Below are 25736 nucleotides of genomic sequence, written 5' to 3' on the forward strand. Positions count from 1 at the left end.
TTGCCGTCAGGCAAGGACGTTGGGAGGCGACCGTGACTTCTGCTGGTAACGCGGATGCCGGGAACGGCGACTGGCTGGTCGGCAACCCCACTGGGGCGCAACTCGCCTCGGCATTGTGGATCGGCTCGGTCGGCCTGCTCATTCTCGGGCTGCAGCCGGTGCTTCTCGGCGCGCTCTACACCGAAGGGCATGTCAGCGGTGACGAACTCGCGCTGGTCGCCACGGCGGAGATGATCGCCATCGGCATCGGATCGGCGGCCATCGCCATGATGCTGTCCGCCCACAATATGCGCTCGAAAAGTGCCTGCCTTTTGCTCTTGCTGGCGCTGGCTAACTGCGCGACCGCCTATGCGCTGACCTCGACCTCGCTGATTGCCGCCCGCGCGGTGGCGGGCCTCGCCGAGGGTGGGCTGGTGGCGGTCGCCACGGAACTGATCGCCCGTTCGCGCCGGGCCGAGCGCATCGGCGGCTTCTTCGTCACCCTTCAGACCCTGGCGCAATGCGCCCTTGCCCTGCTGCTGGCACTTTACGTCATCCCGGCCGCCGGATCGGCAGGCGGCTTCATCGTCCTTGCCGTCGTCTGCATCGCCTCGGTGGCGGTCGCCTTCATCGTCCCCGATAGCTATGCCGACCTGCCCAAGGAGGAACAGTTCAGCAATGTGCTGACCGTTCCTTCGCTTGCCGCTTTGCTGTGCGTCTTCTGCTACTTCATGTTCTTCGGCTCGGTCTGGGCGTTTCTCGAGCCGCTTGGCGCACAATACGGCATCGATGGCCGCAGCGTCGGCCTGATCGTCTCGGCCAGCCTCGCATTGCAGGTGCTGGGCGCAATGACGGCTACCGTCTTCGAGGCGCGCATCGACTACCGCTTCGCCATCGTGGCGATCGGCGTGGTCGCCGTCGCCAGTTCCGTGATGCTCGCCGGCAGCCCCGGCCTGACGGTTTTCTGGGTCGCGGCCTTGATCATGGGCTTCATCCTTCTGTTCATCGTGCCCTATCAGATCCGGCTGGCGATCACCGCCGACGAGACGCGCACGGCCGTGCTTCTGGTGCCGGCGGCCCAGCTTTTCGGTCTGGCGATCGGCCCGGTCGCGGCATCGCTGCTGATCGACGGCAAGGATTTTCGGCCGGTGCCGGAATTTGCCGCCGCCAGTGCTGCGGCCAGCGTCGTGCTGCTCGGCCTGTTCGTCCTGATCGCACGGCGCCGCCGCGCCATCGCCTAAGACACGACCGGGGGAGCATCTCCTCGATACTTGACTAAGTCAAATAAATGACCGATCGTTGATGGGCAGGAGGCTTCCCATGACGATCCATCATCAACCCGGCAAGGAACGCATCGACGCGGTGCGGGCTTTCAACCGCTTCTACACCCGCCAGATAGGTCTGCTCGACGAAGGCCTGCTGAAAAGCGCCTTCTCGCTGACCGAGGCGCGGGTGCTCTACGAACTGGCGCATCGCGATGGCCTGACCGCCAGCGATCTCATCCGCGATCTCGGCCTCGACGCCGGTTATGTCAGCCGGCTCCTGAAGAAGTTCGAGCACCTGCAGCTGATTGCACGCGCGCCGCTGGCGTCGGATGCGCGGCAGTCGTCGATCACGCTGACGCCGGTGGGGCGGCAGGCCTTCGCGCCGCTGAACCGGGCTTCGCACGACCAGGTCGCGGCCTTGCTGGAGCGGCTTCCTGCTGCCGAACAGGACCGGCTGGTCAAGGCCATGCAGACGGTGCAGCAACTCCTGGGCGACAGCCCGGAGTCCAAAGTGCCGTATATGCTGCGCCCCTTGCAGGTCGGCGACATCGGCTGGGTGGTGCGCCGCCAAGGACAGATCTACGCACAGGACTATGGCTGGGACGAAACCTACGAGGCGCTGGTCGCCGAAATCCTCGGCGCCTTCGTAAAATCCTTCGATCCAGAATGGGAACGCAGCTGGATTGCCGAGCGGCAAGAGGAGGTAGTCGGCTCGGTCTTCGTCGTGCGCAAGTCCGACGAGGTGGCAAAATTGCGCCTGCTCTATGTCGAGCCTTCGGCGCGCGGCCTCGGCATCGGCAAACGGCTGGTCGAGGAGTGCATCGGCTTCGCCCGCGCCAGGGGCTACAAGACGCTGACCCTGTGGACCAACGACATTTTGACCGCCGCCCGGCACATCTATGAGAGTGCGGGCTTCAGGCTGGTGGACGAAGAGCGCCATCACGCCTTCGGCAAGGATCTGGTCGGCCAGAACTGGAACCTGGAGCTGTAGCGCCTTTTCACCGGAAGAAGGCAAGATCGCGCGCAAACGCTCTCACACTCTAACCGGAATCCATATCTCCAGCCCGCCATTGCCACTGCGCGGATCGAACTCCGGGCCGTAGCGTTCGAATTCGGGGCCGTCGGCTATATCGTGCCCCGAGGCCGGCAGCCATTTGTTCCAGATCGTGTTGACGGTGCGGCGGATCGTGGAGATGTGCTCGGCATGGGTGAACACGGCGTATTTCTGCGCCGGCACCCGCACCCGCGAAAGCACCTTCGGCAGGTCCGAGAAATCCGAAACTTCGACGCCGGCGATATAGTCGAAATTGCCGGCATCGTCGCCATTGACGCAGACGCCATAGGCGACGTCGCCGGTCTCGCCCGGAATGTTGCCGATATAGGGACCGAAGCGCTGCCACTGCATCGGAATAGCCGCGCTGGTTTCGCAGCTGTAGCGCTCGCCGAGGCCGGCAATGAGGAAGGGACGGCCGGTCTCGAAGCGCGGCGGCGGCAGTGAGGCGAGGAAGGACTGGTCCATCAGGATCGGCTCCACCAGGTCGAGATTGCTGAGGCTGCCCTGCGCGCGCACCAGTTCCGCGTCGTGCCGAACTGATCGCGGAAGGCGCGGGTGAAGGCTTCGTGCGAGGCGTAGCCGGCATCGAGCGCGACCGCGAGGATGTCGGGCGCGCCGGAAGCCAGCTTGCGCGCCGCTTCGGTCAGCCGGCGCGCGCGCATATAGCCCATCACCGAACGGCCGGTGGCGGCGCCAAAGGCGCGCGTCACATGAAAGCGCGAGACGCCGCTGCTTTGCGCGACATCCTCAAGCGAGATCGCTTCCGGCAAATGGCTCTCGACAAACCACAGCGCTTTCTCGGTCGGGTTCATGAGTCTCCTCGCATTTGGCCACACCATGCTGCCGGCTTTTTGCGAGGCCAGTTTGATCGAAATTGCGCCTGTCGTAAAATCGAAGGGCGCTGGTCGACTGTGGCAGGTCACCATCGTGGAAAGCCGCTGCTGGGCGGCCTCGGCCTGGCTCGCTGGGACAATATCCGGGCGCGCTGGGTGCGGGCACCATCCTTGCCTATGCCCTGTGGAACCACCGCCGGCTCGATGCCTTCCCCGCCGGCGAAAATGCCGCCGAAAGCCTAGGTGTGCATTGGCGGGGACGCGCATGACGACCTTTCTCCTCGCGGCGTTCTCGACGGCAATTCACGTCACGGTCGGGAGGTCATCCGCAACCGTTATTGACTGTGCCATGACCGCATCTGCATGGCTGCCATCCCTCTTTTTCGGCTCTGGCGCAATGCGGCGCCTTGAATGGTAAGCACGCTTATAATATATACCGCTCATGGTTTCCGACGGCATAGATAGATTGGGCTTTTTGATCCACGACGTGCAGCGCCTCATGCGCAAGCGCTTCGAGGCGCGCGCCAGCGGTCTTGGCCTTTCCTCGGCACAATGGCGGCTTCTGGTTCGCGTCGCCAAGGAGGCCGGTGTCGCCCAGGCTCGCCTCGCCGAACTTCTCGAAATCGAGCCGATCAGCGTTTCGCGCCTCGTCGACCGGATGGAGGAGGGCGGCTGGATCGAACGGCGCTCCGACGCAACTGACCGGCGCGTGCGCATGATCTTCCCGACCGCCAAGGCGAACGCGGCCTATGCCGAGGTCAAAAGCCTGGCCGGCGAAGTCTATGAGGAATCGCTGGTCGGGGTTTCGCCGGACGATCGCCGCATCCTGATCCGGGCGCTGGACACCATCGTGCAAAACCTGGCGGACGGCGAGACGTCGTCCTTGAAGAGTACGGAAGGGGCAGCAGCATGAACGCGGCAGTCAAGCTAGACGAGAATGTAAGCAAGCTCGACACGCCGGCGCAGCCGGTTGCCGCAGCACCTGTCGCGGTGGCTCCCCCGGTGCAGCCCACTCCGGCTCCGGTCAAGAAGCGCCGCCTCGGCCGCTTGCTGCTGATGGTCGCCCTGCCGGCCGCGCTGGCCATTGGTGGCGGTTATGTCTGGGTGACCGGCGGCCGCTATCAGGAAACCGAGAACGCCAATTTGCAGCAGGCCAAGGTGTCGATCGCCTCGGACACCGCCGGCCGCATCGTTCAGGTCGGCATCTCGGACAATCAGCAGGTCAAGCAGGGCGATGTGCTGTTTGCCGTCGACCCCGAGCCCTACCGGATTGCATTGGCGCAGGCCGACGCGGCGGTCGCAGTCGCACGCGTCGGTATCGAACAGCTGCGCGCCGCCTACAGCCAGGCGCTGGCGCAGGAAAAGTCCGATGCCAGCCAGGTCGACTACGCGCAGTCGCAGTATGACCGCGCCGCCGACCTTGCCCAGAAGGGCATCAACGCCAAATCGTCGCTGGACGAGGCCAAGAACGATCTCGACAAGGCCAGGCAGCAACTGGCCGTTGCCGAGCAAGGCATCATCAGCGCCAAGGCGGCTCTCGCCGGCAATCCCGATATCGAGACCGACAAGCATCCGACGGTGATGGCCGCACTCGCCGCGCGCGACAAGGCCGCCTACGATCTGGCGCAGACCACGGTCAAGGCGCCGGCCGACGGCGTCATCAGCCAGGCCTCCTCGTTCAAGATCGGCCAGTATGTCGGTTCCGGCACGCCGCTGTTTGCGTTGGTCGAGACCGGCGACACCTGGATCGATGCCAATTTCAAGGAAACCCAGCTTACCCACATGGAGCCTGGCCAGAAGGCCGAGATCGTCGTCGACACCTATCCGGGCAGAACTTTCGAGGCCACCGTCAAGGCGATCGGCGCCGGCACCGGCGCGGAGTTTTCGCTGCTGCCAGCTCAAAACGCCACCGGCAACTGGGTCAAGGTCACGCAGCGCATTCCGGTGCGCCTGGAACTGACCGATGCCGACGCCAAAATGGCGCTGCGCACCGGCATGAGCGCCTCGGTTACGGTGGATACCGGCGTTGCTCGCGGGTTCCCCGCTATCTTCGGCCACGCCACCGCAGGCGAAGCACAATAGACTGTGAATGGACCGTGATCTCGAAAAGCAGGATCACGGCCCGGCAGAACGCCCGCCGCAGGCGAGGTGAAGTTGAGATGACAGGATCGGTCCGACGGCAGGTTGAACGAGGGGTGGATTGGACCGGGCCGCATCGCGGCCTGCCCAGAACCTGGACCATCTCGGCGCCCATCCTTCGGACCTTGGATTTCCGGGCGGCAAGCGCCTGATGTGTCGAGACCTTCGATCGATGTAACCCCCACATCGATAGATCGCGTCCCACCGCGATGAGGGTCTCTTCACCAGAGAAGGCCTCGCCGCCCGGAAACCTAATGTACACGTTTTTGTAACCTGTCGGAAGTTCCGCATCATGACCACACCAGAACCTTTCAAGGAAGTGCCGCATCGCGGCCTGATCACCGTGGCGCTGATGCTGGCGACGGTCATGCAGGCGCTCGACACCACGATTGCCAATGTCGCGCTGCCGACCATGACCGGCGACCTCGGCGCGTCGCCCGACAACATAAACTGGGTGTTGACCTCCTACATCGTTGCCGCCGCGATCATGACGCCGGTGACCGGCTGGCTGGCCGACCGCTTCGGCCGCAAGGAACTGTTCCTGGCGGCGGTTGTCGGCTTCACCGTGTTCTCGATGCTGTGCGGCATTGCCTGGAGCCTGGAGAGCATTGTGTTCTTCCGGCTGATGCAGGGCGTGTTCGGCGCAGCCATCGTGCCGCTGTCGCAGACCTTCCTGCTCGACATCAACCCCAGGGAACGCCACGGCCAGGCGATGGCCATCTGGGGCGCCGGCATCATGCTGGGGCCGATCCTGGGTCCGACGCTGGGCGGTTGGCTGACCGAGAATTTCAACTGGCGCTGGGTGTTCTTCATCAATTTGCCGGTCGGCATCATCGCCTTCCTCGGCATGGCAGCCTATTTGCCGGTCATTGCCCGGCGGATACGCAGCTTCGATTTCTTCGGTTTCGCCATGATTTCGCTCGGCGTCGGCGCACTGCAGCTGCTGCTCGACCGCGGCGGCGAGGTCGACTGGTTTTCCTCGGTCGAAATCTGGATCGAGCTTGCTCTTTCGATCACCGGCTTCTGGGTGTTCATCATCCACACACTGACGGCGGAACGTCCTTTCATCGACCCCAAGATCTTCCTCGACCGCAATTTCGTCACCGGTCTGGCCTTCATCTTCGTCATGGGCGTGCTGATCCTGGCCTCGATGTCGCTGCTGCCGCCGATGCTGTCGACCATCTTCGGCTATCCGACCGTGACCATCGGCGTCGTCCTGGGGCCGCGCGGTGTCGGCACGATGATTTCGATGCTTGTCGTTGGGCGGCTCATGAGCAGGATCGACGCCCGGATCCTCGTCGTCATCGGCTTTCTGCTCACCGCGCAGTCGCTCTACACCATGTCCTCCTTCACGCCGCAGATGGACAATTGGCTGATCCTTAGCTCCGGCGTCATCCAGGGCCTCGGCATGGGCATGGTGTTCGTGCCGCTGTCGACGGTGGCCTTCGCCACGCTCGACGTGCGCTTCCGCACCGACGCCACGGCCCTGTTCAGCCTGGTTCGAAATCTCGGTTCGTCGATCGGCGTGTCGGTGGTGACGGTTCTCATGGTGCGCAACACGCAGGTCAATCACACCGAACTGTCGGCTTTCATCAACCCGTTCAACCCCAATTTGTGGGCGGCCTCGCCGGCGGCAGCAGGCGGCGATCCGACGGCACTTTCGCAGGTGGACCGCATGGTCAACATCCAGGCGATGATGATCTCCTACGTCAACGACTTCAAACTGCTGATGGTGATGACGCTGGTTGCCATTCCGTTTGTCTTCCTGCTGCGCAAGCCGAAGACCGCTCCGGCCGGCGCGGCCGCTCCTGCCGCGCATATGGATTGAGGCGGGCGCCGGTAGCGCTGGCAGCAAGCTGGTTGCCCCTGATGATTGTTGCTCGGATGATCGTCAAAACCCGCGTGTGCAAAAGAATATCGATAATGAGCCGTTGGAAGTTGATTTGAAATGACATTTGCACCTTTGGTATCTGGTTGCTGACGCCTCCAATTCCGTTACAGTTCATCTTGAATTAGCACATCTGTAACATTGTCAGTCGACTTTCGTCTGGCACGACAGAGGCCCTTTCTTGTTTCAGGTGCCAAACCGGAGGAGGTCTGTTTGGTCACGAAGTCATCCAGAAGATCCGTCGGGGCGCGCGGGCCGGTGGGCGTAGCCGCATTGGCAAGACTGGCTGACGTTTCCTACGATACGCTCGAGGGAGAACTTCGCACGACCATTGCGGGTCTCGAAGGGCAGACCCTGCGCTTCGAGACTGCGATCGAGAATATTTCGCAAGGCATCTGCTTTTTCGATGCCGATGAACGCCTGATCCTGAGCAACCGGCGCTATGCGGAAATCTACCGCATTGCGCCCGAGGAATTGCGGCCTGGCGTGACACTGAGCGAAATAGTCGAACGCCGCGTTGCCGCCGGCACGGCGGCGACGGCCGCCGACACCTATCTCGCAACGGCTCGCTCGATCAATTCGGGCAAGGCTTCGCGGCTCTGGACCGCCAAACTTGTCGATGGTCGCACAATCCAGATCCGTAACCAGCCCATGCCCGATGGCAGTTGGATCGCCACGCATGAGGACATCACTGAACTCCTCGCCAATCGGCAGATCGTCGACGAGCGCATTTCGCTGCAGGCGCTGATCGACTGGGTGCCCGATTATCTCTGGGTCAAGGATACGCAAAGCCGTTTCGTCGTGGTCAACAGCGCCCTTGCGACCGATAGCGGCCGCAACAAGACCAGCGACATGATCGGTTTGACCGATTTTGATCTCCACCCCCCGGAAGTTGCGCGGAAATTTCGCCTGGTCGAGCAGCGCCTGCTCAAGAGCGGACAACCAATGATCGACGCGGAAGAGTTTGTCGTCGATGCGTCGGGGAACGGCAAATGGCTTTCGTCGACGAAGGTGCCGTTGCGCAATCGCCAAAATGAAATCTTCGGCCTGGTTGGCATCGCCCACGACATCACCGCCCGCAAGCAGGCGGATGTCCTTCGCAGCGGGCAGGCGCAGATCCTCGAAATGATTGCCACGAGCGCGCCGCTGGAGGACGTGCTCGACCGCCTCATGCGCTTCGTCGAGGCTCAGTTGAAGGGGATATTCGGTTCCGTCCTGCTGCTCGACAAGGACGGCATTCATTTGCGTCACGGTGCGGCGCCGGGCCTGGCGAAAGCCTATACGAGCGCCATCGATGGGGCGGCCATCGGTCCCAAGGTGGGATCCTGCGGAACCGCCATCTACCGGCGGGAAGCGGTCATTGTTACCGATATTCTGCAGGATCCGCTTTGGGACGATTACCGCGAACTGGCGGCACCCCATGGCTATCGTTCGTGCTGGTCAACCCCGATCCTGTCGCATCGGGGCGTCGTGTTGGGCGCCTTTGCCATGTATTCGATGACCGTGCGCGAACCCACCCATGCCGAGACCCGCCTGATCGAGTTCACCACACACATTGCCGGCATCGCGATCGAGCGCAAACTGGCGGAAGACCAGATCCACTTCATGGCCAACCATGATGCGCTGACCGGCCTGCCCAATCGCGCTTTGCTGGAGGATCGGCTTTCCCAGGCGGTCCTCTACGCGCAGCGATACAATCGCTGGATGACGGTAGTGTTCATCGATCTCGACAATTTCAAACTGGTGAACGATACGTTTGGCCACAATGCCGGCGACGAACTCCTCAAGACCGTCGCCAGCCGTTTGGTTGGATGCGTGAAGGCCACCGACACCGTCGTGCGGCTTGGCGGCGACGAATTTGTCATCGTCCTGTTCGACCAAACCACCAATGTCGATGTGGTCTCGGAAACCCTGCAGACGATCAGGGATGCGATCGCGGAACCGGTTCTTGTCGGAGAGCATCGGCTGAGAACGACGGCCAGCATCGGCATCGCAAATTACCCGAAGGACGGGACCAGCCCGGATACGCTGTTGGCCAATGCCGACGCCGCCATGTATCGCGCCAAGGAATTCGGCCGCGACAATTTCCAGTTCTATGCCCCGGAGTTCAACTCAACGGCACATGAAAAATTCCTGCTTCAGGAGGAATTGCGAAACGCGCTCGCCCGGTCGGAATTCGCTCTGCATTATCAGCCACAGGTGGATCTGCGATCGGGGCAGGTTTTCGCCGTCGAAGCGCTGGTGCGCTGGAACCACCCGACGCGAGGCCTGGTTTCGCCGGCGATGTTCATCCCGACCGCCGAGGAGACCGGGCTGATCGTGCCGCTCGGCGACTGGATCCTGCACGAAGCCTGCCGGCAGAACAAAGCCTGGCAGCGCGCCGGTCTGCCGCCCGTAACCGTCTGCGTCAACGTGTCGGCGCGGCAGTTCCGGGAGAAGAACCTGATCGACCGCGTCGTCAACGCATTGAAGGAAAGCGGCCTGGAGGCGAGGTATCTCGAGCTCGAAGTGACGGAAAGCCTGATCATGCAGGATTTCGAGCTGGCGGTCGCAACGATGAACGGACTGCAAAAGCTCGGCGTGCAGATATCGATCGACGATTTCGGAACAGGCTATTCCAGTCTCAGCGCTCTCAAGACGTTTCCGGTGGCGCGGCTGAAGATCGACAAGTCCTTCATCAACGATCTCGCGACCGACGAGAACGATCAAGCGGTCACTGGCGCCGTGATTTCCCTGGGGCAGAAGTTGAACCTTCGGGTGCTGGCCGAAGGTGTCGAAACGGAAGACCAGGTCGCCTTCTTGCGCAAGAACAATTGCGACGAGGTGCAGGGCAATTATTTCAGCAAACCGCTGTCGGCCGGGGATATCGGCAAGTTGATCGCGAAAGGCTGATGGCCGGCTCGCGTCGTAGCCGCTGGTCTCTACTTTCCGAGCACCAGGCTCCAGTAGCGGATGGCGCTGTCGCGCCCGTCGCGTACATAGGCGAGGCCGAAGCGGCTGAAATCCGGATCGAGCATGTTGCGGCGGTGGCCGGCCGAATGCATCCAGATGTCGAACAGTTTCTGCTGGTCGAAGCGGCCCTCCGCGATGTTCTCGGCGGCGGCGCCCCGCACGCCATTGTCCTTCATCCGCGACGCGAAATCCTTTCCCCAGCCCGTCGTGTGGCTCATGCGTTCGCGTGAGGCCATATAGCCGGCCTGCTGCCGAGCGGCCTGCTCGAGCTGGGCGTCCGGCACCAGCGCCGGCAGTCCGGCCGAAGCTCGGATGCCGGCCAGCGTCGCGGTGGCGGAGGACGAGACACCGGCGCCTTCGCCGGTCGGCACCGAGACCGTGCTGCAAGCAGCGAGGCCGGCCATGGCTGCAAGGCCGATCAGCAGCAGGCGCCTGTTTGGTTTTGGACTTGCTGCGCCAGAGTGGGTTTGCGCGAGCGGGTAATTGGTGGTGCAGATCATTGTCATGCCTGCCTGACTTAGCGGCGATCATGGCTTTTGCCGGGCAGGGCTGCGAAAATCTCAATCGCTGGCCTCCGTGCAGGTTCGGCCGGCCGATTCGAATGGGAAGGTCGGCGGCCGATGTAGTCTCGGCGCGTTGCCTCCGATCAGCGTTGCGCGTCGGTCGCCATTTTAAGCGCCAGCGCGGCGAGCACCGTGCCCATCATCCAGCGCTGGATGACCATCCATAGCGGCCGTCCGGCAAGGAAGGTCGCGATCGAACCGGCCGTTACCGCGATGATGGCATTGACGGTCAGGCTGATCGAGATCTGCGTGGCGCCGAGCACCAGAAGCTGCGACAGCACATGGCCCTTGCCCAGCGAGATGAACTGCGGCAGCAGCGACAGATAAAGCACCGCCACCTTGGGGTTGAGGAGATTGGTCATCAGGCCCATCGCGAACAGCTTGCGCGGCCTGTCCTTCGGCAGTTCGCGCACCTGGAATGGTGAGCGCCCGCCGGGTCGCACCGCTTGCCAGGCGAGCCATAGCAGATAGAGCGCGCCGGCAATGCGCAGTGCGTCATAGGCAAACGGCACGGCAAGCAGCAGCGCGGTGATGCCCAGCGCAGCCGATACGACATAGAACAGAAAGCCGGCCGCCACGCCGCCGAGCGAGATCAGCCCGGCCTTGGGGCCTTGCGACAGCGAGCGCGAGATCAGGTAGATCATGTTCGGCCCGGGCGTCAGCACCATGCCCAGGCAGACCAGCGCGAAGGCGAGATGGTTGGCGGTTTCGGGCACGGGCAATCTCCGGGAAGCAGTGACGATACCGAGCACGCGTTTTGACTCACCGCAAGAGCATGATGGCCGGAGCCTTTGCGCCAGCGTCGAAAATTGGCGAAAGCGGCGAAGCCGCCAATTTCCCCCGCAAGGTGGGGAAGATCAGCAGCTTCAACCCTCAGCTCACCACGCGCAGGTTCGAGAGCTCGTTGGCGATTTCCTTGAAATTGTCGGACAGCGTGGCGCCGGTCGCGTTCCAGAACAGTTTTGCAGGCTTGCTCGGGTCGGTCGGATCCTTGCGGAAGCGCGAGTCCGACGAGCACGTCTTCAGTGCCTCCATCGCGCTCTTGTCGCCGGCGTCGGTCGTCGACATATCGAGCGCCACCGTCATCACCATGATGTTGGCCGCCTTGGCGTTGTTGCACAGCGTCGCCATCTGCTCGTTGAGGGCGGCGGTGTAGTTGCTCGACGAATAGTTGAGCTGGCCGATGGCGCTCGACGTGCCGCCGAACAGGCGGGTGACCGCAGTGCCGTTGTAGCCGACGCCGGTATAGCCATAGGCGGCATAGGTCGACTTGTTGCCGGCGGGATCGCTGCTGGGCACCGCGTAGGTGTTCTCGCCGTCGGTGAGCACGATGACCACCTTGTCGTTGCCGCGCTCCGTCTCAGGACGTCCTCCTGTGAAAGGCTCCGTGCTGGAGACGGTGCGCCAGCCCCAGGCCATGCCCTCCGGCACATTGGTGAAGCCGTTCGGCGCCATCAGGTCGATCGCAGCCTTGATCTTGGTCAGCCCGGCGGTGTTGGAGACGTCGGTCAGCGGCGTGATCGGTGTCGTCGTGCAGCTGTAGTTAGGACCGGCACCGGCCGACAGCACCGGAGCATTGATCGGCCGTGGCTGGAAATACTTGGCCATGTTGGACTGCCTGGTCTTGCCGGTGGTGCTCGCCGGATCGTCGTTCCACCAGCTGTTGGCTGCGCCATAGGTCTTGGGGGCCACCTCGTCGGGGTCCTGCGTTATGTACCAATGATTGCCCGGCTCGTCTGGCGCGAACATCGGCACGAACATGGTCGCGGGATCGCCGACGCCGGTGCCGGTGTTGTTCGGTCCGCCGGAGGCCGGCGCGTCGGTGACATTATAGGGGTAGGGACGGACCTCGACGCAGCCCTGCCAGCTGGCGAACGGTCCGTATGTGTCGTTGTAGTCGTATTCGTTGTGGCTGTCCGAGCATGTATGATTGGCACGATATTTGTCGCAGACCACGCGTTTGCTGCCGACGATGCGCTCGTGGCTGGTGACCACCTTCATGTCGCGGTAGAGCGAGAAGCGGGTCAGCATCTGCCCCTCCTGCTCACCCCAGCCAGTGCCTTTCTTGTACCAGATGCCGCCGATCTTCTGGGCATATTTGTCGGCTGCGTTAAGCGTGGACCAGGCGAAATTCTCATTGTGGATGGGCGACAGCCCGTAGGCGTCGATCCACGACGCGTTGTCGTTGCTGGCGCCGACATTGACCGAGGCGGCGAACGGCACAAGGCTGAACTGGACCGGCTTGTCGATCTGCTTGATCATCGCGGCCTGCAAGGCAAGCGTGTCGACGAGCTGCTTGGCGGCTTGCTTGAGAAGGTCGATGCGCTTTTGTCCGGCACCCGTGCCCGTGTTCGACATCGACCCCGAATTGTCGAGCACCATGGCCACTTCCAGCGTGTTCTTCAGCCGGACTTGCGAACACACGGAGTAGGTGACGTTTTCCGACGTCCTGCCGATCAGCATCGCCGCTGCCGGCAGGAAATAGGGCTTGTAGACCAGGCTGGCGCACAGCTTGACGATGCCGCCGCCGGTCGTGCTGCTGGGCAGCGTAACGCTGAGCGTCGTGTCGGCGGGATCGACGTCGTTGAGGTTTGCCTTGAAGAAGTCGAGCGCATAGGCCCGCAACTGGTCGTCGGTGGCGCCTTCCACCAGCCGGCGCGCGGTGGCGAAGTTGGCGGCGTCGAGTGCGTTGACCACCCTCTGCTTCTCGCTGACCACGCCGGTGTAGTCGACAGCCATTGCCACGCCGCCCATCAGTGGCACCATCGCCACAACGGTCATCAGAGCGTAATTGCCGCGGCGGTCACGCCAGAAGTCACGCCGGAATGTGCGCCAGAGTTCACGCATGTGATGTAAGCGGCCCCGCCTGCGGATTCTTCAATGCCGCCACAGTTTCACAAAACGTTGAAGGACGGGTTTGGGAAACTGCTCGATTGCGCGGATAGCGCTTCACCAGGCGCTAACCAAATGCGCCAGCTGCCGAACGCAAAACGCCCCGCTGGAGAAGTGGCGCTTCGTTTTCCTTTGGATTACGCCGGTCAGCTGACGATGCGCAAATTGGACAGTTCGTCGCCGATTTTCTTGAAATCGTCCGACAGCGTGGCACCCGTCGAGTTATAGAACAGCTTCTCCGGATTGCCGGCCACATCCTTGCGGAAGCGAGAATTCGACGAGCAGGTCTTCAAGGCAGTCATCTGTGCCGACTCGGCGGCCTTGCTTGCGTCGAGGTCAAGCGCGATCGTCATGACGATCACGCCGGCCAACTTTGCATTGTCGCAGAGCGTGGCGAAGTGCTCGTTCATCGCCTTGGTGTAGTTGGGATTCGAATAGTCGCTCTTGCTGACGTTGGTGGTGGTGCCGAGGAACGGACGGCCATAGGTGTAGGCGCTGTTGAAGGGCTTGGTCTGGCCGGGATAGGCGAGGTACCCGAGAGACGAATAGAGGGCCTTGCTACCGGCGAGGTCGTTGCCGCCGTACTGGTAGTCGGTGCCCGAGTATTGCTGAGCGCTCACACTGTCTGGCGTGTAGTAAGTGTTGGCACCGTCAGTCAGCACGATCAGCACCTTGTCGTTGCCCTTTTCGGTTTCGGGCCGGCCGCCCGTGAACGGCGCCGCGTGCGAAAGGGTCCGCCAGCCCCAGGCCATTCCTTCCGGCACATTGGTGGCGCCAACATCGACCATGTCGTCTATAGCTTTCTTTACCGCCGCCCCGGCGTCGGGTGACACATCCGTCAGCGGCGTGATTGGGGTCGTGCTACAGCTGGCGTTCGGCCCGGCATTGGACCCGTAGGCCGGCGTCACCTTGTTTCCGACGCCGGCGTTGAAATATTTCGGCATGTATTTCTGACGTATAGAGTCGGTGCCTGACGTTATATCGAGGTGCCAGTTGTTGTTTGCGGGGAGAAGGTGGCCGCTCTTGCTCTGGGTATTGTCGGTCTCGTCAGGGGCGAACATTGGCACGAACATCGTCGCCGGTGTCGAGGTCGAAGCCGCCGTATCCTGTATGTTGTAAGGATAGGGACGCGATTCGACGCAGCCGCCCCAGGTCGCAATCGGTGCGTAAACTATATTGGACGTGCAGACGCCGTTTGAGGTTTTGCACGATGAAATGCGCTTCATCCATTTGTAGATCGAGAAGCGCGTCAGCACCTGGTTCAGCTGCGTCGCATCCCAGGCCGAGCCTTTCGCATAATAGTAGTTGCCGGACTTTTGTGCGTACTGGTTTGGGGAGTTAGCCGAGGTAAGCGTCGACCAATCGAGGTTCTCCTGGTCGAGGGGCGAAACGCCTGTCGTGTCCATCCACGGTGCGTCGGCATTTGTCGGGCCGACATTGACGGAGGCTGCAAAGGGGACGAGGCTGAACTGCACCGGTCTGGTGACCTGCCTCATCTGTTGCGCTTGGGCGGCCAGCTGATCGACCAGCTGCTTGGCGGCTTTCTTGAGCAAGGTGAACCGCACCTCGTTGGACCCATGCCCCAGTTGGTCCATCGAGCCGGAGTTGTCGAGCACCAGCGCCACTTCCAGCGTGTTCTTCAGACGGATCTCCGAGCATGCCGACGTTGTGACGTCGGCGGCGGTTCTTCCGATCATCATGGCCGCTGCCGGCAGGAAATAAGGGTGGAACGTCAAAGTGGCGCACAGCTTCAGCGTGCCGCCGCCTGTGTTGTTGTTGGGCAGTGTCACGGTCAGCGCCGTGTTGGTTGCTTTGACGCGGCCGAGATTGCCCTCGAAAAAAACTTTGGCATAGGTCTTGGCCGCAGCGTCGGTCGCCCCGGCGACGATCTGCTGCGCCGTGGCGATCCCGGCGGCATCCAGCGCATTCAGCATGTTCTGCTTTTGACGCAGGAGGTCGGTGTAGTCGATGGCAAGCGCCAGCGCGCCCATCAAGGGCACCATGGTGATCACTGTCATCAAGGCATAGTTGCCGCGTCTGTCGTTCAGAAATCTGCGGATCATGCCTTCAGCACCCCTGCCAGGACCCCAATATCAGTCCGAAGATGCCCACAAAATCGTTAAATTTCAGGTTGCTGAACTGCGTTCAACATAGGGCCATCTTTTCAAGGCTCGTTAACCACTCGGCCCTGGTGATCAGCGGTGCGACATTGTTTCGATCGACCGAAGCTCGGAGAAGGGTGGTTCCTGCCTGTTGCAACCTTCGATCAGCCCGTTGCGCAACAGCCTCGCAAGTGCCGAAAAGCTGGTGACAGGATGAAACGCTTCGGTTAATGCGGGGCCGGTTGCGGCGGACCGTCGGCTGCAGCTCTCGCAATGATCGTCACAGCAGGAAAACGGCATGGCGGATTCGCCTGACATCATCGGCTCGCTCGCGGATTTGTCGGGCGCCTACTCGGCCATCCTGTGCGATGTCTGGGGCGTGATCCACAATGGCGAATGGCATTTTCCGGCGGCTGCCGAAGCGCTTGCCGCCGCGCGTGCGGCGAAGGTCCCGGTCGTCCTGATCACCAACTCGCCGCGCCGCAATGCCGATGTGGTGGCGCAGATGAATGCGATCGGCGTTCCCGCCGCCGCCTACGATCGCGTCGTCACCTCAGGCGATGTGACCCGCGACCTTATCGCCGAAGGTCCACGAAAAATCTTCCATATCGGCGCCGACCGCGATTTCACCCTCTATGACGGTCTCGACGTCGAGCTCGTCGAGGAGTTCGAGGCCTCCGGCACGGTCTGCACCGGGCTGTTCAACGACGAGGTGGAAACGCCTGAGGATTACGCCGATCTGCTGCGCCGGCTGCGCGCCAGGAACCTGCCTTTCATCTGCGCCAATCCCGACATCGTGGTCGAACGCGGCGAGCGCATGATCTGGTGCGCCGGCGCCTTGGCGCGCGACTATGCCCAGCTTGGCGGCCGCACGCTGATCGCGGGAAAACCCTATGCGCCGGTCTATGACGTGGCGCTGCGGGAGGTTGCCGTGCTTCTCGGCCGCGACGTCGCGCACTCCGAGGTGCTGGCCATCGGCGACGGCATGATGACCGACGTCAAGGGCGCCGCCGACAACGGCATCGACGTGCTTTACGTCTCGGGCGGCATTCACGCGCGCGACTATGGCGATCCCATGCAGCCGGACCCCGCCAGGCTTGCAGCCTTTCTGCAAAAGCACGGCTACCGGCCGGTCGCCGTCATTCCGAGACTGCGGTAGGGTTGCTGCATGAGCGCAGCTTTCGAACACATTTCAGCAACCGCGCCGCTGCCGCCGCATTTGCGCCGCGGCGTGGTGGCGATCGGCAATTTCGACGGCGTCCATCGCGGCCACCAGGCGGTGCTCGATCGCGCGCTTGCCGAAGCCGGGCGGCGCGGCGTGCCGGCGCTAGTGCTGACCTTCGAGCCGCATCCGCGCAAGGTGTTCAGGCCGGATATGCCGCTGTTCGTGTTGACGCCGCCGCCGATGAAGGCGCGGCTGTTGTCGCATCTGGGCTTTGCCGCACTCGTCGAACAGCCGTTTACGCGCGCCTTTGCCGGCCTGTCGGCCGAGGCTTTCGTGACCGATGTACTGGAGACGAACCTCGGCATCACCCATGCCGTGACCGGCTTCGATTTCCACTTCGGCAAGGACCGGCAGGGCGGTCCTGCGTTTCTGATGGCGGCAGGCGAGCGCCATGGTTTCGGCGTCACCCTGGTCGACGCCTTTCGCGACGAGGGCGCCGAGGTCGTGTCGTCGAGCCGTATCCGCGAGCTGCTCTGCGAGGGAGAGGTCGCCGAGGCCGCAGGCCTGCTCGGCTACCGCTTCACCGTCGAAAGCGAAGTGATCGGCGGCCAGCAGCTAGGCCGCACGCTCGGCTTCCCGACAGCCAACATGAGGCTTTCGCCGGAAACGACTCTGAAGGAAGGGATTTATGCCGTCCGCTTTCGCCGCGCCGACGGCACGCTCTATGATGGTGTCGCCAGCTTCGGGCGTCGCCCGACTGTCGACGACAATGGCGCGCCGCTGCTCGAAACCTTCGTCTTCGACTTTGCCGGCGATCTCTATGGTGAGATCTGCGACGTATCGTTCTTCGGCTTTTTGCGCCCCGAGGTGAAGTTCGATGGGCTCGATGCGCTAGTGGCACAAATGAAGCGCGACGAGGCGGAGGCGCGCGCGCTGCTGGCCGGCGTCAGGCCGCTTTCGGATCTGGACGGCGCCATCGCTTTTTGAGCCTTCCGGCCGCTTACCTCTTCAAGTCCCTACTTCTTCAACGCCAGTCCGAGAGCGATGAAGCTCCAGCCCTGGAAAATCAGGTCGATGGCCAGGAACAGGCCGAGCACCCACAGGCTGTTGACCGGCCAGCCCATGGCGATGGTCAGCCCCGCCAGCACGCTGATCAGGCCCGCCGCGACGACCCAGCCCCAGCCCTTTTCCGGTCGGTGGCTATAGCCGACCCAGGCCCTGAGCGCGCCTGAAGCGACCAGCGCCACCGCCAGCAGCAAGGTCAGCACCGTCGAGGCCAGCAGCGGATTGTCGAAGGCAAAGAAACCGGCAACGGCATAAAGCAGGCCGCTGAGCAGCCAATAGAAGAAGCGGCTCCAGGTCTTCACGCCGAAGGCATGCACGATCTCGATGATGCCGGCCATCAGCATCAGCCAGCCCACGACATAGACCGAGGCGACGGTGGCGATGAACAGATTGCCGAAGGCAATGCCGCCGAAGATGAGCAGCAGCACGCCGAGCGCGACGAACCACCCCCATTTGTCCCGTGTCCGGCCGATCGCATCTTTCAGGGTATCACCGTGCAGGGTCATGGCTGCATCTCCTCGAAATCGCCTGGCACCTTGCCGGGAGGTTAGCCCCGGCTGTAGCGGACGTCCAGCCGATGGCGACGGCTACCAAACAAACAAAGCGTCGGTGGCGCGGCTTGAGGTTCGCGCGTATGTGTCAACTTATGGCAGTCCACCCAGTCACAAGGACGAGGACAAGCGTGACGAGCGCTCCAGAGATGTAGACGATCGTTCTGACACTGCCACCCTTGGCGGCATTGCCGCCGCGTAGGTAAACCCCCAGGTGAAGCAGGCGTATCGCCACATGAACCCAGACAATGGTCGCCAACGTGGCCGATCCAACGCCAACCATCATGGCCAGCACCGCCGGGACGACAAAAGGCGCCAGCGCCTCGACCGAGTTCATATGCACGCGGTCGATCCTGTAGAGGAGATTGGCGTCGTCGGCCGGGATCACAGGACCGGAAAGCGCTCCGGCAAATCCCTTGGACGAACCCGAGTAAACCGCCAGCGCGACTGACAAAAGACAGAGGATCAGTACACCGAGGATGCTTAGCCAATAGGGTTCCATAATTGTGCTCCTTCAGGTCACCTTGCTGGCAAAAAGATCTTGGAATCGCCTGAGATACAGCGGCCAGCCTCGATCACCGTCAATCCCAAAGCGCACGCCTTCCCAGCCTTCGCCATGACGTTCGAGATTGCGATGCTCGATCTCGACGCGGGTCCGGCTATTCGTCTCCGCCGTAAACCGGACTTCCCACTCGCTGGTCCTGTCCGGATTGGTCTCGATCTGCCATTGAGGGCTGATATCCCAACTCAGAAGCAGTCGGTTCGGCGGCTCGTAGGCCAGCACTCGTGCCCAGCGGCACTCGCTGCCATCCACACCGCGGTCGTAGACGTGACCGCCAACGCGGGGTTCGAAGATCGTCTCCGCGATCGGCACCGCAAGCAGGTTATGCTCTTTGGGTTTGAAACTGCCGAAGTCCTCGGTGAAGACCTTGAAGGCATGTGCGATCGGAGCCTCGACAAGGATGGAGTGCCTCACGGGCGGTTGATGTGTGCTCATTCCTGCTCCTTCAAGGGCTGTTCGACGACCACTTTGTAGGCCGCCAAGGTCTTGCTCCAGAACCGGTCGAGTTCGGCGCGCAGGCTGGCCAAGCCTTCCGGATCGACCCGGTAGATGCGTTGCTTGCCGAGCCGTGTGTTGGCCACGAGGCCGGCGTCCTTGAGCACCTTCAGGTGCTGCGAGACCGCCGGCCGGGTGACAGGAAGCGCACGAGCCAATTCCCCGACCGAACAGGGTTGTTCGACCAGCAGTTCGAAGATCGTCCGCCTGGTCGGGTCGCCAAGCGCTGTCCATCTGTTCATGTTAGTCTGCACTAACGCGAATTTAGGCAACCTCGCTATTTCTGTCAACTCGCCACAGGCCCGGCGGCGCCCTGTTCAAATGGGCCACAGCGCAAAAACAGGGTCGCAGTTGCCGCCACTGCTGTAGATTTTAAGTCAAATTTTACCGAACCGGCGCCATGGCTTTGGCTGCCGGGTGTTCTCTCCGTTTTGTTTCGCGTATGGGGTGGTGATGCGTATTGTCTGGACGATTCCGCTGTTTCTCGCCTCGGCGCTGCTCACTGTGTCCACCGCCAATGCGGGCGAGGGTGCCTTCGGCTGGATGTCCGGCGACTGGTACCTGACGCTTGGCGCCACCGGCATGGTCGCGCCGAAATTCGAGGGCTCCAACAGCTATCTGCTCAGCGCATCGCCGATCATCTCGCTGGGCAAGGCCGGCCCGGCCGCGCGCTTTAGCTCGCGCAACGACAACATCTCGCTGGCGCTGGTCGACGATGGCGGCGTCCGCGCCGGCCTGACCGGAAAATTCCTGTTTTCCCGCGACAGCAAGGATGAGCTCAAGGGCCTCGACCCGGTGCGCTGGGGCGGTGAGGTCGGCGGCTTCTTCGAAATCTATCCGACGGACTGGCTGCGCGCCCGCGCCGAACTGCGCCATGGCATTCGTGCCCATGATGGCTTTGTCGCCGACATCGCCGCCGATGCTTTCTACGACGTGACGCCGACTGTCAGAATTTCGGGCGGACCACGCGTGTCCTTTGCCTCGTCGGGCTATTTCGACTCTTATTATGGTGTCAACGCCAAGGAGGCTGCGGCCTCGGGCCTGAGCGAATACCATCCTGGCGGCGGCCTGAAATCGACCGGCCTTGGTGGCGCCATCACCTGGAAGGTGACCGATCCGATGACCGCCAGCCTGTTCGGCGAATATGCGCGCCTGATGGGCCCGGCCGCCGATTCCAGCCTGGTCAAGGAGCGCGGCGACCGTAACCAGTTCACGGTCGGCGTCTCGACCACCTATCGCTTCGACTTCGCGATGTAAGTGAATCGAACAAGAGACGCTTTATTCCTGCGGCTTTCTCCGCTAAAAGCCCGGCAATGACGAGCTTTTCACGCCTTCGCGCGCTGACGATACGAATTACAGGCCCGGTGTTCCGGGCGGCCTGAGCGCCGCCGGAGCCGCCGGGAGTTTTGCGCGCCCCCTCGCGCTTTTCCAATCATGATAGTTCACGCCCGAGCTTTTACGCCCGCCGGGCAATGCATATGGCAGACCAATGACCGACACTGTTGAAACGATCGACTATTCCAAGACGCTTTATCTGCCGCAGACGGATTTCCCGATGCGCGCCGGCTTGCCTGAAAAAGAGCCGCTGCTGGTCAAGCGCTGGCAGGATATGGACCTTTACGCCAAGCTGCGCGAGGCGGCCGCCGGCCGCGAAAAATACGTGCTGCATGACGGCCCGCCCTACGCCAACGGCAACATCCATATCGGCCACGCGCTGAACAAGATCCTCAAGGACGTCATCACCCGCTCGTTCCAGATGCGCGGCTATGACTCCAATTACGTGCCAGGCTGGGACTGCCACGGCCTGCCGATCGAATGGAAGATCGAGGAACAGTACCGCGCCAAGGGCAAGAACAAGGACGAGGTGCCGGTCAACGAGTTCCGCAAGGAATGCCGCGACTTCGCCGCGAACTGGATCACGGTGCAGGGCGGCGAGTTCCAGCGGCTCGGCGTCGTTGGCGATTTCAAGAACCCCTATACGACAATGGCTTTCCACTCGGAGTCGCGCATCGCCGGGGAGTTGTTGAAGTTCGCCATGTCGGGCCAGCTCTATCGCGGCTCCAAGCCGGTAATGTGGAGCGTCGTCGAGCGCACCGCACTGGCCGAGGCCGAGATCGAATACCAGGACTATGAGTCCGACACGATCTGGGTGAAGTTTCCAGTTGTGTCAGGATTTTGGAGCGTTGAGCACTTTGTATCAGACGCTGCACCGTCCATGCGCGTTCCGGAAAGCGTTACACGTTTGGACAACGCCCACGTCGTCATCTGGACGACAACCCCGTGGACGATCCCCGGCAACCGTGCCGTCAACTATTCGTCACGGATCGGCTACGGCCTTTATGAAGTTACCGCAGCCGAAAATTCGTTCGGTCCACAGCCCGGTGAGAAGCTGATCTTTGCAGATGCGCTTGCCGAAGACTCCTCGGCCAAGGCCAAGGTCACCTTGAATCGGCTTCGCAGCGTTTCGGTCGAAGAGCTTGGAAGCCTTACACTTTCACATCCCTTCAAAGGTCTCGGCGGTGGTTACGAATTCGCCGTACCCATGCTTGCCGGGGACCATGTCACCGACGATGCCGGTACGGGTTTCGTCCACACCGCGCCCGGCCATGGCCGCGAGGACTTTGATGCCTGGATGGATGCGGCATCGGATTTGCGCGCACGTGGCATCGACCCTGCCATCCCCTTCACTGTAGATGATGCCGGCTTCTTCACCAGGGACGCGCCGGGTTTTGGCCCGGATCGCGAAGGTGGCGCCGCGCGTGTCATCGACGATAACGGCAAGAAGGGCAATGCCAATCAGGCGGTCATCGACGAACTGATCAAGCGCAACGCGCTGTTCGCGCGCGGCCGGCTGAAGCATTCCTACCCGCATTCCTGGCGGTCGAAGAAGCCGATCATCTTCCGCAACACGCCGCAATGGTTCGTCTATATGGACAAGGACCTCGGCGACGGCACGACGTTGCGCAGCCGTGCGCTGAAGGCGATCGACGACACACGCTTCGTGCCGGCGGCCGGCCAGAACCGTATCCGCGCCATGATCGAGGAACGCCCGGATTGGGTCTTGTCACGCCAGCGCGCCTGGGGCGTGCCGATCGCCGTCTTTGCCGATGAGGATGGCAACGTGCTGAAGGACGAAGCCGTCAACCAGCGCATCATGGATGCTTTCGAACAGGAAGGCGCCGACGCCTGGTTCGCTGCCGGCGCCAAGGAGCGTTTCCTCGGCAATCACGATGCCTCCAAATGGAAGCAGGTGATGGACATCCTTGACGTCTGGTTCGATTCGGGCTCGACGCATGTCTTCACGCTGGAAGACCGTCCGGACCTGAAATGGCCGGCCGACGTCTATCTCGAAGGCTCCGACCAGCATCGCGGCTGGTTCCACTCCTCGCTGCTCGAAAGCTGCGGTACCAGGGCAGGGCGCCTTACGACACCGTCGTCACCCATGGCTTCACCATGGATGAGGAGGGGCGAAAGATGTCGAAATCGCTCGGCAACACCGTCGTGCCGCAGGACGTCATCAAGCAGTCCGGCGCCGACATTCTGCGGTTATGGGTGGTGACGACGGATTATTGGGAAGACCAGCGTCTCGGCAAGAACGTGCTGCAGACCAACATCGACGCCTACCGCAAGCTCCGCAACACCATCCGCTGGATGCTGGGCACGCTCGCCCATGACGATGGCGAGGAGGTGCCGCTGGACAAGATGCCGGAACTGGAGCGGCTGATGCTGCATCGGCTGGCCGAGCTCGATGAGGTCGTGCGCTCGGGCTACGACGCGTTCGAGTTCAAACGCATCACCCGCACTTTGCTCGACTTCATGGTGGTCGAGCTGTCGGCCTTCTATTTCGACATCAGGAAGGACGCGCTCTATTGCGAGGGACCCGCCAGCGTGAAGCGCAAGGCCTCGGTGCAAGTGGTGCGCCACCTCTTCGACTGCCTGGTGAAATGGCTGGCGCCGATGCTGCCCTTCACCACGGAAGAAGCCTGGCTCGACCGTCATCCGGATGCTGTCTCGCTGCATCTCGACCAGTTCCCCGAGATTCCGGCCGACTGGAAGAACGAGGCACTGGCTGAGAAATGGCGCAAGGTGCGGCAGGTTCGCCGCGTCGTCACCGGCGCGCTCGAGATCGCACGCGCTCAGAAGGTCATCGGTGCCTCGCTGGAAGCCGTGCCGGTCGTGACCCTCGACGATGCCGCGCTTGAAGCCGCGATCGCCGATGTCGACATGGCCGAAATGGCGATCACCAGCGATCTCGTCATCGCCCACGGCAAGGCGCCGGAAGGCGCCTTTGCGCTCGACGATGTCAAAGGTGTCGCGGTGGTGGTCGAAAAGGCCGAGGACCGCGGCTTGGTCAAATGCGCGCGTTCGTGGCGCTATACCGCCGATGTCGGGCAGGACGTGGAATTCCCCGACGTGTCTGCCCGCGATGCCGCCGTGCTGCATGAACTCAAGGCTCTGGGACGTTTGTGAGTGCTCAAAGCCGGTGCACAAATGCCACGGCGGGCGGGTGAAAAGCGCCCGCGCGTTGCCCTTAACGAGTGGTTCAGCTAAACAGACGAAACTCCGGAAGACAAATTGTCGCCGGAATTCCGTCGCAAGAGCGTGGACGATGGGGACCGGACCTTCGGCCGGTGGCGATCGAGAGGCTGTCTAGAGTGGGACTTTTTGGCATGACCAAGAGAACTTATGCGCGCGTTGCGCTGCTGGCGCCGCTTGTCGTGTCCGGCCTCGCTCTGTCCGGCTGCATGGGTTCGCCGACCTACGGCACCGACAAGACGGCTGGCGAGCAGCTTGCGGGCGACCTTTCCGGCGCCTTCGCGATCACGCCCAAGCACAAGGAACAGATCGACTACAGGCCGCGTCCGGAGCTGGTAAAGCCGGCGCCGGGGCAGAAGGAAGTGCTGCCGCCGCCACAGGAAAGCATCGAGACGGCCAGCACCGAATGGCCCGAATCGCCCGAGCAGCGCCGCGCCCGTCTGCGTGCCGACGCCACTGCCCATCAGGACGACCCGTCCTATCAATCGGGGATCGTCGACGACGTGCAGACCGATCCGGCTTCCGTGAAGAAGGCGCTGGCGGATTCGGGATCAAGCCACCCCCCGGCCTGGTCGCCGAAGGACTCAGACAAGGGCCGCGCCGCCGAGATCCAGCGCCGCAATGCAGAGCAAAAGCAGGGCGATCCCAACACTCGCAGATACCTGAGCGAGCCGCCCCTGGCCTATCGAGCTGCCTCCGACACGGCGCCGCAGGGCGAACTCGGCGAGGATGAATACAAGAAGGAACGCCGCCTCAAGAAGGAAGCGGCCGCCAAGGGCAAGAGCGGCGGGCTCTTCGACTGGCTGCCCTCCTGGTAGGAACCGTCGCCTTCGGTAGCTGAAGGCTCTACGTTTCGCGTCTTTCCCGAAAGAATTCCCTGAGCAGCAGCGCCGCATCGGCCTCGGCCATGCCCGGATAGATGTCGGGCGTATGGTGGCAGGTCGGCGAAGCGAAGAAGCGCACGCCGTTGACTACCGCGCCGCCCTTCTCGTCGGCCGCGCCGAAATAGAGCCGGCGCAGCCTGGCGAAGGAAATGGCGCCGGCGCACATGGCGCAGGGTTCCAGCGTCACATAGAGGTCGTGGCCGGTCAGCCGCTCGCTGGAGAGCGTTTGGCAGGCCGCGCGGATGGCCAGCATTTCGGCATGCGCCGTCGGATCGGCAAGTTCGCGGGTGCGGTTACCGGCGGATGCCACCACCGTGTCGCCGCTGGCGATGACGGCGCCAACCGGAACTTCTCCGCGCAAGGCGGCGGCTTGCGCCTCTTTCAGCGCCAGCGCCATGAAATCCGGCCGCTTCACGCGGTTTCCATTCCGATTATCTCCTCGCCACTTGGCGGTGATCCTGTTATGGAGCGCGTCAACCCGAATATCGGAACAGATTTTCGGAAATGATCATGCGCCAAATCAAAGCGCTATAGCGTCCTTTGCGCGTCCGAAAGGATGCGCCACGCTGTAGCAGCGCAACAAGGCAAAGGCCACATGGACGACAACGACAAGAAATCTCCGCGCCACAAAGGCCCGGGCAAAAGCGGCCCTGGAGCCGCGGGCCGCGCCGCGATGGCGCCGCCGGCAAAAGCGGCAAACCCTCCTTCGGGGCCAAGAAACCCTATTCACCGCGAGGCGCCCGGCCCGCAGCGGCTGAGGGCGAGCGGCCCAAGCGCGATTTCAAAAGTGGCGACCGGCCATTCAGCAAAG

General features: G+C 62.5%; 19 protein-coding genes and 3 pseudogenes. 12 read left to right on the top strand and 10 right to left on the bottom strand.

Annotation, left to right across the window (positions count from 1 at the left end; genetic code table 11):
* Positions 1–32 precede the first annotated feature (32 nt).
* Positions 33–1220 carry an MFS transporter gene (locus tag NLY44_RS03150; protein ID WP_023805002.1) on the top strand — a complete coding sequence of 396 codons (1188 nt, stop codon included), beginning with the start codon at positions 33–35 and terminating at the stop codon, positions 1218–1220.
* Between the two features lie 79 nt (positions 1221–1299).
* Positions 1300–2235, top strand: coding sequence for a bifunctional helix-turn-helix transcriptional regulator/GNAT family N-acetyltransferase (locus NLY44_RS03155; RefSeq protein ID WP_023805003.1), 936 nt, complete (start codon positions 1300–1302; stop codon positions 2233–2235).
* Between the two features lie 42 nt (positions 2236–2277).
* Here the strand turns inward: NLY44_RS03155 and NLY44_RS03160 are convergent.
* Positions 2278–3110 (bottom strand): annotated as a pseudogene (locus tag NLY44_RS03160) (AraC family transcriptional regulator).
* Positions 3111–3239: 129 nt separating this feature from the next.
* On the opposite strand from NLY44_RS03160, the pseudogene NLY44_RS03165 reads away from it, so the two are divergent.
* From NLY44_RS03165 to NLY44_RS03185, 5 genes and pseudogenes are all read left to right on the top strand, one after another.
* Positions 3240–3447 (top strand): annotated as a pseudogene (locus NLY44_RS03165) (iron chelate uptake ABC transporter family permease subunit); the annotation flags it as partial.
* Between the two features lie 126 nt (positions 3448–3573).
* Entirely contained in the window at positions 3574–4044 is a 471-nt protein-coding gene (locus NLY44_RS03170) for a MarR family winged helix-turn-helix transcriptional regulator (RefSeq protein ID WP_023805004.1), read from the top strand.
* Positions 4041–5213: an HlyD family secretion protein gene (locus NLY44_RS03175; protein ID WP_023805005.1), complete on the top strand. Its 1173-nt coding sequence runs from the start codon at positions 4041–4043 to the stop codon at positions 5211–5213. Before NLY44_RS03170 ends, NLY44_RS03175 begins: the two co-directional genes overlap by 4 nt.
* 349 nt (positions 5214–5562) lie before the next feature.
* Positions 5563–7098, top strand: a complete 1536-nt coding sequence (locus NLY44_RS03180) for a DHA2 family efflux MFS transporter permease subunit (protein WP_023694754.1) — start codon at positions 5563–5565, stop codon at positions 7096–7098.
* A gap of 273 nt (positions 7099–7371) precedes the next feature.
* Positions 7372–10050, top strand: a complete 2679-nt coding sequence (locus NLY44_RS03185; protein ID WP_023805006.1) for an EAL domain-containing protein — start codon at positions 7372–7374, stop codon at positions 10048–10050.
* Between the two features lie 29 nt (positions 10051–10079).
* On the opposite strand, the gene NLY44_RS03190 is transcribed toward NLY44_RS03185, so the two are convergent.
* The 4 genes from NLY44_RS03190 to NLY44_RS03205 form a co-directional block, all read right to left on the bottom strand.
* Complete coding sequence (locus tag NLY44_RS03190; protein WP_460221712.1) at positions 10080–10610, bottom strand: CAP domain-containing protein; 531 nt, start codon at positions 10608–10610, stop codon at positions 10080–10082.
* 146 nt (positions 10611–10756) lie between these two features.
* Entirely contained in the window at positions 10757–11389 is a 633-nt protein-coding gene (locus tag NLY44_RS03195; protein ID WP_023805008.1) for a LysE family translocator, read from the bottom strand.
* Positions 11390–11546: 157 nt separating this feature from the next.
* On the bottom strand, positions 11547–13520 hold the full coding sequence (locus NLY44_RS03200; RefSeq protein WP_023805010.1) for a TadE/TadG family type IV pilus assembly protein: 1974 nt from the start codon (positions 13518–13520) through the stop codon (positions 11547–11549).
* Positions 13521–13711: 191 nt separating this feature from the next.
* A complete protein-coding gene (locus NLY44_RS03205) occupies positions 13712–15628 on the bottom strand; it encodes a TadE/TadG family type IV pilus assembly protein (protein WP_023805011.1) in 1917 nt (638 codons plus the stop codon).
* Positions 15629–15965: 337 nt separating this feature from the next.
* On the opposite strand from NLY44_RS03205, the gene NLY44_RS03210 reads away from it, so the two are divergent.
* Together NLY44_RS03210 and NLY44_RS03215 are read left to right on the top strand one after the other, a co-directional pair.
* A complete protein-coding gene (locus NLY44_RS03210; protein WP_023805012.1) occupies positions 15966–16826 on the top strand; it encodes a TIGR01459 family HAD-type hydrolase in 861 nt (286 codons plus the stop codon).
* Positions 16827–16835: 9 nt separating this feature from the next.
* Positions 16836–17819, top strand: a complete 984-nt coding sequence (locus tag NLY44_RS03215) for a bifunctional riboflavin kinase/FAD synthetase (RefSeq protein ID WP_023805013.1) — start codon at positions 16836–16838, stop codon at positions 17817–17819.
* A 29-nt stretch (positions 17820–17848) separates the two neighbouring features.
* On the opposite strand, the gene NLY44_RS03220 is transcribed toward NLY44_RS03215, so the two are convergent.
* From NLY44_RS03220 to NLY44_RS03235, 4 genes are all read right to left on the bottom strand, one after another.
* On the bottom strand, positions 17849–18403 hold the full coding sequence (locus NLY44_RS03220; protein WP_023671535.1) for an HdeD family acid-resistance protein: 555 nt from the start codon (positions 18401–18403) through the stop codon (positions 17849–17851).
* A 133-nt stretch (positions 18404–18536) separates the two neighbouring features.
* On the bottom strand, positions 18537–18950 hold the full coding sequence (locus NLY44_RS03225; protein ID WP_023805014.1) for an MAPEG family protein: 414 nt from the start codon (positions 18948–18950) through the stop codon (positions 18537–18539).
* A gap of 12 nt (positions 18951–18962) precedes the next feature.
* On the bottom strand, positions 18963–19445 hold the full coding sequence (locus NLY44_RS03230; RefSeq protein WP_023730459.1) for an SRPBCC family protein: 483 nt from the start codon (positions 19443–19445) through the stop codon (positions 18963–18965).
* Positions 19442–19747, bottom strand: a complete 306-nt coding sequence (locus NLY44_RS03235) for an ArsR/SmtB family transcription factor (protein ID WP_023671538.1) — start codon at positions 19745–19747, stop codon at positions 19442–19444. Before NLY44_RS03235 ends, NLY44_RS03230 begins: the two co-directional genes overlap by 4 nt.
* 211 nt (positions 19748–19958) lie before the next feature.
* Between NLY44_RS03235 and NLY44_RS03240 the strand changes: the two genes are divergently transcribed.
* The 3 genes and pseudogenes from NLY44_RS03240 (at position 19959) to NLY44_RS03250 (ending at position 24859) form a co-directional block, all read left to right on the top strand.
* Complete coding sequence (locus NLY44_RS03240; RefSeq protein ID WP_023805016.1) at positions 19959–20762, top strand: MipA/OmpV family protein; 804 nt, start codon at positions 19959–19961, stop codon at positions 20760–20762.
* A 232-nt stretch (positions 20763–20994) separates the two neighbouring features.
* A pseudogene (ileS, locus tag NLY44_RS03245) lies at positions 20995–23975 on the top strand (isoleucine--tRNA ligase).
* 200 nt (positions 23976–24175) lie between these two features.
* Positions 24176–24859: a hypothetical protein gene (locus tag NLY44_RS03250; protein WP_023805018.1), complete on the top strand. Its 684-nt coding sequence runs from the start codon at positions 24176–24178 to the stop codon at positions 24857–24859.
* A gap of 28 nt (positions 24860–24887) precedes the next feature.
* On the opposite strand, the gene NLY44_RS03255 is transcribed toward NLY44_RS03250, so the two are convergent.
* Positions 24888–25340: a nucleoside deaminase gene (locus tag NLY44_RS03255; protein ID WP_023694762.1), complete on the bottom strand. Its 453-nt coding sequence runs from the start codon at positions 25338–25340 to the stop codon at positions 24888–24890.
* Between the last annotated feature and the right edge of the window lie 396 nt (positions 25341–25736).

It is taken from the genome of Mesorhizobium sp. C089B (assembly GCF_030323125.1).
GTDB lineage: Bacteria > Pseudomonadota > Alphaproteobacteria > Rhizobiales > Rhizobiaceae > Mesorhizobium.

Excerpts from the sequence above, each read along its gene's own strand:
- NLY44_RS03180 (WP_023694754.1), top strand. The coding sequence starts at position 5,563 with ATGACCACACCAGAACCTTTCAAGGAAGTGCCGCATCGCGGCCTGATC.
- NLY44_RS03175 (WP_023805005.1), top strand. The coding sequence starts at position 4,041 with ATGAACGCGGCAGTCAAGCTAGACGAGAATGTAAGCAAGCTCGACACG.
- NLY44_RS03200 (WP_023805010.1), bottom strand. The coding sequence starts at position 13,520 with ATGCGTGAACTCTGGCGCACATTCCGGCGTGACTTCTGGCGTGACCGC.
- NLY44_RS03170 (WP_023805004.1), top strand. The coding sequence starts at position 3,574 with ATGGTTTCCGACGGCATAGATAGATTGGGCTTTTTGATCCACGACGTG.
- NLY44_RS03230 (WP_023730459.1), bottom strand. The coding sequence starts at position 19,445 with ATGAGCACACATCAACCGCCCGTGAGGCACTCCATCCTTGTCGAGGCT.
- NLY44_RS03210 (WP_023805012.1), top strand. The coding sequence starts at position 15,966 with ATGGCGGATTCGCCTGACATCATCGGCTCGCTCGCGGATTTGTCGGGC.
- NLY44_RS03235 (WP_023671538.1), bottom strand. The coding sequence starts at position 19,747 with ATGAACAGATGGACAGCGCTTGGCGACCCGACCAGGCGGACGATCTTC.
- NLY44_RS03250 (WP_023805018.1), top strand. The coding sequence starts at position 24,176 with ATGACCAAGAGAACTTATGCGCGCGTTGCGCTGCTGGCGCCGCTTGTC.
- NLY44_RS03220 (WP_023671535.1), bottom strand. The coding sequence starts at position 18,403 with ATGACCCTGCACGGTGATACCCTGAAAGATGCGATCGGCCGGACACGG.
- NLY44_RS03190 (WP_460221712.1), bottom strand. The coding sequence starts at position 10,610 with ATGATCTGCACCACCAATTACCCGCTCGCGCAAACCCACTCTGGCGCA.
- NLY44_RS03215 (WP_023805013.1), top strand. The coding sequence starts at position 16,836 with ATGAGCGCAGCTTTCGAACACATTTCAGCAACCGCGCCGCTGCCGCCG.
- NLY44_RS03240 (WP_023805016.1), top strand. The coding sequence starts at position 19,959 with ATGCGTATTGTCTGGACGATTCCGCTGTTTCTCGCCTCGGCGCTGCTC.
- NLY44_RS03205 (WP_023805011.1), bottom strand. The coding sequence starts at position 15,628 with ATGATCCGCAGATTTCTGAACGACAGACGCGGCAACTATGCCTTGATG.
- NLY44_RS03155 (WP_023805003.1), top strand. The coding sequence starts at position 1,300 with ATGACGATCCATCATCAACCCGGCAAGGAACGCATCGACGCGGTGCGG.
- NLY44_RS03225 (WP_023805014.1), bottom strand. The coding sequence starts at position 18,950 with ATGGAACCCTATTGGCTAAGCATCCTCGGTGTACTGATCCTCTGTCTT.